Here is an 8,005-nt window from a genome sequence, read left to right as displayed (position 1 = left end):
TCCACCCAGCCCGAACGCGGGAAATGCTGCGTGAATTCCTGCTGCGCGCTCGCCACCGGGCGCAGCGCGCCGTCAAAGACGATCGCCCGCGACGATGTGGTGCCTTGGTCGATTGCCAGAATATGGGTCATGAAGTCCTCCCGTTTCGCGCCTCAGGCCGCGTGCTCCTCCAGCCACGCGGCGACAGAGTTGACCTGATCGGCATCGAGCCGCAAGCCCAGCTTGGTACGCCGCCAGATCACGTCCTCGACCTTGCGGGCCCATTCCTTCTCGACGAGCCAGCGCAGCTCGGCCTCGGTAAGCGTACCGCCGAAATCGCGGCCCAGATCGGCCAGCGCCTTGGCATCGCCGAAGATGTCCCACGCCTCGGTGCCATAATGACGGATCATCCGCTCGGCCCATTTGCGATCCACGAAGGGGTAGTCCTGCGAGAGCTTGGCGATCTTGGCCTCGACCTCTTCGGGGGCGAAATCGCCGCCCGGGAGACGCGCGTCTTTCGTCCACGGCCCGCCCATCCCGGGCAGATGCGGGCGCAGCTTGGCCAGCGCATCCTCGGCCAGACGACGATAGGTGGTGATCTTGCCGCCGAATACATGCAGCGCCGCCGGCTGGCCCGTCGGGGCATCGAGCGAGAGCACGTATTCGCGCGTCGCCGCGGTCGCAGAACTCGCGCCGTCCTCATAGAGTGGGCGCACGCCGGAATAGGTCCAGACGACATCGTCGGGCGTAACTTCCTGCTTGAAATACTCGGAGGCGAATTCGCACAGGTAATCGCGCTCGGCTTCGGTGCATTCGGCGGCGAGCGGCGAATCCTCATGCGCGGCCTCGGTCGTGCCGATCAGGGTGAAGTCCTGCTCGTAGGGGATCGCGAAGATGATCCGCCCGTCGGTGCCTTGGAAGAAGTAGCATTTATCGTGATCGTAGAGCTTGCGAGTCACGATATGGCTGCCGCGCACGAGGCGGATATGCTCGCGGCTGGCGCTGCCCATCGTACCTTTCAGGATCTGCTCGACCCACGGGCCGCCCGCATTGACCACGGCGCGGGCCAAATGCTCCTCGCGCCCGTTCGGCCCCTCGGTGGTGATCACCCAATGACCGCCGTCGCGATGCGCCTCGACGACCCTCGTCTGCACACGAATGTCGGCGCCATGCGCCTCGGCGTCGCGCGCATTGAGCACGACGAGCCGGGCGTCCTGCACCCAGCCGTCGGAATATTCAAAGGCATGAGCGAATTGATCCTTCAGCGGCGCGCCTTCGGGCGTGTTGCGCAGATCGAGTCGCTTCGTACCCGGCAAGAGCCCCTGCCCTCCCAGATGATCGTAGAGGAACAGCCCCGAGCGGATCATCCAGGACGGGCGCTTGCCCCTCATCCACGGCATCACGGTCGAGAGCATCTTCGAGACGGGCGTATCGCTCTCGAAACGCATGTCGGCGCTGTAGGGCAGCACGAAGCGCATCGGCCAGGAGATATGCGGCATCGCGCGGATCAGCACCTCGCGCTCGGACAGTGCCTCGCGCACCAGTTTGATCTCGAGATACTCGAGATAGCGCAGCCCGCCATGGAATAACTTGGTGGAGGCCGAGGAGGTCGCCTGCGCGAGGTCGCCCATCTCGGCCAGACGCACCCTGAGGCCACGCCCTGCCGCGTCGCGCGCGATCCCGCAGCCGTTCACGCCGCCGCCGATCACGAAGAGGTCTACTGCCTGTGACATTCTGCGCACTCCTAATGCCCATCGCTTCTGCACCATTAGGCGCGATATTTTTCGTTATTGGTAATTATAGACAATTTTCGCGCATAATCGAGCGTGAAAACGCCTCGTCCCCAAATTCTCCGCACCGATCACGAAACTTTTAAGGAACGCCAGCGTTGCTGTATGGTGAGACTCGGGGCGTTCAGCACGTTTGACGGGCAGAAAACTGACGATGTAGCTAACTCGCCTATGGGATTGATCGAGGTTAAAGTCGTGACGTGCGAAGAGGCTTACGTAAGGTAAGTCGCATCGGGAACCGGACGGGACAAGAGCATGTTCGATCATGAAACAGAACTGGAGATCGGGCTTGCTTCGGGGATGCGGGTCCGCATCGACCCGAAAGGCGCACGACTGACAAGCTTGGTGCTGCCAGGCGCCGACGGCCCGGTCGAGATTCTTATCGGCCCCGATCCCGGAGAGACCGCACGCAGCTTCCACGGCGCAACAATCGGGCGCTACTCCAACCGCATCGCCGGGGGCCGCTTCACGCTTGATGGCGAGCAGTTCCAGCTTGATACGAACGAGAACGGAAACTGCCTTCACGGCGGCGGTCAGGGCTTCGACCAGCGCGACTGGACGGTCGTGGCGCATTGGATCAACGCGGTGGCGCTGCGGCTCGAAAGCCGCGACGGCGATCAGGGCTTTCCCGGCAATCTCGTGGCGGAGGCGAGCTTTGCGCTATCGGACCCTGCCACTCTGACGATCACCTATCGCGCGCGCTGTGATCGGGCCTGCCCGGTCTCGCTGACCTCGCACGGGTATTTCAACCTCGCCGGCGGTGGCTCGATCGCCGATCACCGGCTGAAGATCAACGCCGATCAGGTGCTGGAGATCGATTCCGAAACATTGCCTGTCGGCGCCCCGCGCAATGTCGCAGGCACCCGGTTCGACTTTCGCGATTCGGCCCCGGTGCCGGGACCGGATGGCGCAGGCTTCGATCACAACTTCTGTCTGCGTCCCGGCGCCATGCGCGAGATTGCGGCACTGAACGATCCGGCCTCGGGGCGCAGCATGACGATGCTGAGCAACCAGCCCGGCTTGCAGGTCTACACTTCGCCATCGGGTGATAGCTTCAACGCGATCTGTCTGGAGCCGCAGGCGTGGCCCGATGCGCCCAATCACCCCGAGTACCCGTCCGCGATCCTGCAACCCGGGAAGGAATACGTGAACCGAATTCGCCTGCAGTTCTCGGGCTGAGCCCGCGAAAGCCACGCCAGCGGAAAAGGCGCGGCGCGCAGGGTCAGGTCAAACCGCTCAGCGCGGCACCGGCTTGACGATATCGCTCATAGCCCTCGTCGAACGCCGCGCGCAACGCGGGCACCGGCTCGATCGTCGCAGCAATCTCGGGCGGGCGTGCGAGTTCCAACCCGCCGCCGGTCCCCGCCATCATGCCGAGCCGTGCCGCCCCGAAGGCGCCGCCGTAGTCGCCCGCCACCGGCAGGGCCACCGGCGTATCGAGCGCCGTCGCGATTGCCTCACACCAATATCGCGAACGCGTCCCGCCGCCGACACCAAGCAGCGTCTCGATCCGCGTCCCGGTCCCAACCAGCGCGTCGCGACAATCGCGAAGCGCGAAACTCACGCCTTCCAGCACGGCCCGCGTCGTCGCCGCCCGATCGGTCGCATGCTCAAGCCCGATGAAGGCCCCACGGATCGCCGCGTCGTTCAGCGGCGTGCGCTCGCCGCCGAGATAGGGCAGGAAGCGCGCCTTGCCCGGCGCCCGCAACGGGCCGAGGCCCTCGGTCAACTGCTTGGCGTCGCTCTCCAGAAGCCGCGCATACCAGTTCAGCGCGTCGGTCGCGGCCAGCACCACGCCCATCTGGTGCCATGTCTGAGGCAGGGCGTGACAGAAGCTGTGCACGGCGCTCGCCGCATCGGGCCGATAGCCGTCGTCCGCGGCGAAAAGCACCCCCGAAGTGCCGAGCGAGACAAAGGCCTGTCCGGCCGCCACGACGCCGACGCCAACGCCCGAAGCCGCGTTGTCGCCACCGCCACCGGCCACGACGACACCGTCCGGGAGGCCGAAGCGTGCCGCGACCTGCGGGCGCAGCGTGCCCGACACGTCCGAGCCTTCGACGAGACGCGGCATCTGTTCGCGCCGCATCCCGGTCGCCGACAGAAGCGCGTCCGACCAGTCACGCGCACCGGTATCGAGCCAGCTGGTTCCGGCGGAATCGGACATCTCCGAGGCATGTTCCCCGGTCAGCCAGAGCCGCAGGTAATCCTTCGGCAACAGTACCTTCGCCACCTTCGCGAAGATTTCAGGCTCTTGCTTCGCAAGCCAGACCAGCTTCGGTGCGGTGAAGCCGGGGAAGACGATATTACCGCTAATTTCGCGGAACTGCGGGTCGGCGTCGAGGGACGCCGCCTCGCGGTGGGCGCGGGTGTCGTTCCACAGGATGCAGGGCCGCAGCACCGCGTCCTGCGCATCCAGCAACGTCGCGCCATGCATATGCCCGGAAAGCCCGATACTGCGCACCGCCGAGAGGTCATGCTGCGCGAGCGTGCCCAGCACCGCCTCCATCGCCGCGACCCATTCGGCGGGATTCTGTTCCGACCAGCCTTCATGGGGGCGCGAAACGGTGAGGGGATGCGTCGCCTCGGCCACCACGCGCTGCGCATCGTCTATCAAGAGGCCCTTCAGCCCCGAGGTGCCCAGATCCAATCCGATAAACATGCTTGTCCTCCCGCGCGCGCTACTCGTCTCGCGCCGACCCTAACGTCTCTGGCGGGCATGTCGACTCCTCGACCCCACACGAATGTGCCTGTCCGTCGCACCGCATAACGGAACCGTGAGCGCATTGCGCGGTTGCCTTTCGAACAGTGACCCCGGAGCCTGGATGATCGCCTCTCTCTCGACCCCTCTTCTGCTTGGCGCTTTCACCCTTGCGGGGTTGATCGTCGTCATCTCCTCGATCAAGGCGACCGGGCTGGCCGACGTGATCGCGGATCGCACCCGCATCGGCGAGGCGCTGGCGGGCGGGATCGTTCTGGGCGCCGCGACTTCGCTGTCGGGGATCGTCGTTTCCGTCTCGGTAGCCGCACAAGGAGACGCGAGCTTCGCCTTCTCCAACGCCGTTGGCGGGATCGCCGCGCAGACCTTCTTTCTGGCGCTGGCCGACATGCTGCACCGGCGGGCCAATCTCGAACATTCGGCGGCGGAGCCTGCCAACCTGTTTCAGGCGGTGATGCTGATCGTGCTGCTGTCGATCCCGCTCGCCGCGACCGCCGCGCCCGATTACGCGATCTGGGGCATCAGCCCGGCCTCGGTGATCCTGTTTCTCGCCTATCTCGGCGGCACCAAGCTCGCAGCCCAGGTGTCGGAAACGCCGATGTGGAAACCGGTCGAAACCCGCGAGACCCGCCATGACGAGCCCGAGGACGAAGAAGAGAGGAACCGTTCACCACGCGGGCCGATCCTCGTCTTCGTCGGCCTCGTCGTCGTCATGGGCCTCAGCGGCTGGGTCATTTCGCAAGCGGGGCGAGAATTCGTCACACGTTTCAACCTCAGCTCCTCGCTGGTAGGCGCATTGCTGACGGCGGTGGTAACATCGCTGCCGGAACTGGTGACGACGCTGACGGCGGTCCGCCGCGGCGCACTGCAACTGGCAATCGGCGGCATTATCGGCGGCAACACCTTCGACACGCTGTTCCTAGTCTTCTCGGACGGGGCGTATCGCGAGGGTTCGCTCTACCACGCAGTCTCGATGCCGGATCTGTACTGGCTGGCGACGGGACTGATGATGACGGGCGTGTTGCTCGGCGGATTGATCCTGCGGCAGAAGGACGGGCCGGCCCGGATCGGGATCGAGAGCCTGCTTCTGGTCGCGATCTACGCCTCGGCAGTGGTGCTGCAAGTCCTCGCCTGACCAAGGATTCTTGCCTCTCAGCGCGGATTCGCGAAATAGGCAATATACATTTGCCGCAAGGACCGTTATGCAGGCGCCTTCCGCACGGGCTGCCAGAAGCAGAGCGGCCCGTCCCTTACGTCATTGCTTGGACGACTTTCCGATGATCCCCTCCCTTTCCGCAGCGCTCGCCGAGCGCGGCTACGACACTCTCACTCCCGTGCAGGACGCGGTGACCGATCCCGCGCTGGCGGGCAAGGACCTGCTGGTCTCTGCCCAGACCGGCTCGGGCAAAACGGTCGGCTTCGGTCTCGCGATCGCGCCGACCCTTCTGGGCGAGGCCGAAAGCTTCGGCCCGGCCGGCACGCCGCTTGCACTCGTCGTGGCCCCCACGCGGGAACTCGCTTTCCAGGTCATGCAGGAATTGCGCTGGCTCTATGGCAAGACCGGCGCCATCGTCAGCTCGTGCGTCGGCGGCATGGATCCGCGGCAGGAACGGCGCGCCCTCGAGCGCGGCACCCATATCGTGGTCGGCACCCCCGGCCGTCTTAGCGATCATATCCGCCGCGGCGCGCTCGACCTGGGCGACATCCGCGCGGTCGTGCTCGACGAAGCCGACGAGATGCTCGATCTGGGTTTCCGCGAAGACCTCGAATTCATCCTCGGCTCCGCTACGGAAGAGCGCCGCACGCTGCTGTTCTCGGCCACCGTGTCGCCTATGATCGCGAAACTGGCCGAGCAATTCCAGAACGACGCGCAGCGCATCTCGACGATCAACACCGCGCAGCAGCACTCCGACATCGCCTATAAGGCGCTGAAGGTCGCGGCCTCGGACAGCGATCATGCGATCTTCAACCTGCTGCGTTTTCATCATGACGAAAGCGCCATCGTCTTCGCCAACACCCGCGCGGCGGTGAACCATCTCAGCGCCCGTCTCGGCAATCGCGGCCTCTCGGTCGTGACGCTCTCGGGCGAGCTGTCACAGGCCGAACGCAGCCACGCGCTGCAGGCGATGCGCGACGGGCGGGCGCGGGTCTGCGTGGCGACCGACGTCGCCGCACGCGGTATCGACCTGCCGAACCTGAGCCTAGTGATCCATGCCGATCTGCCGCAGAACACAGAGAGCCTGCTGCATCGTTCGGGCCGGACGGGTCGCGCCGGGCGCAAGGGGATGTCCGCGCTGATCGTGCCGCCTCGCATGGTCAAACGCGCCGAGCGCCTGCTGAAATTCGCCAAGATCAACGCGGAATGGACGGTGCCGCCCTCTGCCGAGTCGATCATCGCGCGCGACGAAGAGCGCCTGCTGACCGATCCCGATTGGCGCGAGCCGATCACCGAGGATCAGGCGGCGTTCGCGCGCAAGCTGCTCGACAGGCACGGGGCCGAGGCTGTCGCCGCCGCCTTCCTGCGCCTGCAGCAAGCGCGCAACGCACCGCCCGAAGACCTTCTGCCGCCCGACACCAAGGGCCAGTCCGAGCGCCAGGAATTCGGCCCGAGCCGCTGGTTCACCCTGTCGGTCGGGCGCAATGACCGAGCCGAGCCGCGTTGGCTGCTGCCGCTCCTGCGCCGCCATGCCGATCTGGAGAAATCCGCCATCGGCGCGATCCGCGTGCGCGACGACGAAACCTTCGTCGAGATTGCCGAGAAGAGCGTCGCAAAGTTCGCGGCCTCGCTTGGTCCCGATGGCGAGCTCTCCGACGAGATCACGGCCCGCGCCCTCAATGGTGAACCCGATTTCGGCCCGCCGCCGAAAAAGCGGCGCGCTGACAAACCGCAGAGCAAGCCCCATCGTGGCGAGCGTGGGGAACACCCGGGCAATGCGCCCCATCGCAAAGGCTCGCCCAAGGGCGCACGTACTGAAGGCGCTCCGGCGGACAATACCAAGACGAGCGGCTGGAGCCCGGATGACGAGGCGGTCTTTGCCGCCCTAGCGGATATCCCGTCGAAAAAGCGCAAGCCCGAGGGCGGCGCCGGCGCGAAACCGAAAAAACCTCGCGCGAAATACGCGGGCCCCGGCAAAGGGACGCATCCGGGAAAAGGCGGAAAGCCCAAGCCCGGCGGCCCGAAAAAGCCGCGCAAGTGACGATATGATTCTACAAAAGGCCCGCAGCGATGCGGGCCTTTTTCGTACCAGATCCGAAGCGCCCGGGTCAGCGCCCTTACCGCCTTAGACTGTGAGAGCGCGACAGAAGCCTCCGTGGCCTGATGCCCCTTAATATCACTGTCACGGGTCTTTCGCCTCGCCACGAGCGAAGCCCGGTTGGTGTTGCTATGCGTCCGTGCAGGTCAACTATTGGCCTCCGAGACGAGGTAAGCCCCGTAAGTTCGAGCTCCGGAACACGCTCGCCACGATACCAACGCCCGATCCCGTCATCATCCACCCGGCGCTTGCCGCGGTCTACCGCA

At 65.5% G+C, this 8,005-nt stretch carries 6 protein-coding genes; 3 read left to right on the top strand and 3 right to left on the bottom strand.

From position 1 onward, the window contains the following. Positions 1-131, bottom strand: a 131-nt coding sequence (locus B6V76_RS19440; protein ID WP_141104962.1) for an FGGY family carbohydrate kinase, incomplete at its 3' end; no start/stop codon positions are given. A gap of 21 nt (positions 132-152) precedes the next feature. Further along, positions 153-1,712, bottom strand: a complete 1,560-nt coding sequence (glpD, locus tag B6V76_RS19435) for a glycerol-3-phosphate dehydrogenase (RefSeq protein ID WP_088723663.1) — start codon at positions 1,710-1,712, stop codon at positions 153-155. A 312-nt stretch (positions 1,713-2,024) separates the two neighbouring features. Here glpD and B6V76_RS19430 point away from each other — a divergent pair, with 312 nt between their 5' ends. Further along, entirely contained in the window at positions 2,025-2,948 is a 924-nt protein-coding gene (locus B6V76_RS19430) for an aldose epimerase family protein (RefSeq protein ID WP_088728310.1), read from the top strand. A gap of 43 nt (positions 2,949-2,991) precedes the next feature. Here B6V76_RS19430 and xylB read toward each other — a convergent pair whose 3' ends face one another. Continuing rightward, entirely contained in the window at positions 2,992-4,428 is a 1,437-nt protein-coding gene (gene xylB, locus B6V76_RS19425; RefSeq protein WP_088728309.1) for a xylulokinase, read from the bottom strand. 163 nt (positions 4,429-4,591) lie between these two features. On the opposite strand from xylB, the gene B6V76_RS19420 reads away from it, so the two are divergent. Together B6V76_RS19420 and B6V76_RS19415 are read left to right on the top strand one after the other, a co-directional pair. Next, the gene (locus B6V76_RS19420) at positions 4,592-5,620 is read left to right on the top strand and encodes a cation transporter (RefSeq protein ID WP_088720663.1); all 1,029 of its coding nucleotides are present in this window, start codon (positions 4,592-4,594) and stop codon (positions 5,618-5,620) included. Positions 5,621-5,762: 142 nt separating this feature from the next. After that, positions 5,763-7,682 (top strand): DEAD/DEAH box helicase, encoded by a 1,920-nt coding sequence (locus tag B6V76_RS19415; protein ID WP_088728308.1) that lies wholly within the window; start codon positions 5,763-5,765, stop codon positions 7,680-7,682. The last annotated feature ends 323 nt before the right edge of the window (positions 7,683-8,005 follow it).

The organism is Thioclava sp. IC9 (assembly GCF_002213225.1).
GTDB lineage: Bacteria > Pseudomonadota > Alphaproteobacteria > Rhodobacterales > Rhodobacteraceae > Thioclava > Thioclava nitratireducens.
Note: the sequence above shows the minus strand (reverse complement) of the source record. Positions and strands in the feature narration are given on the sequence as shown.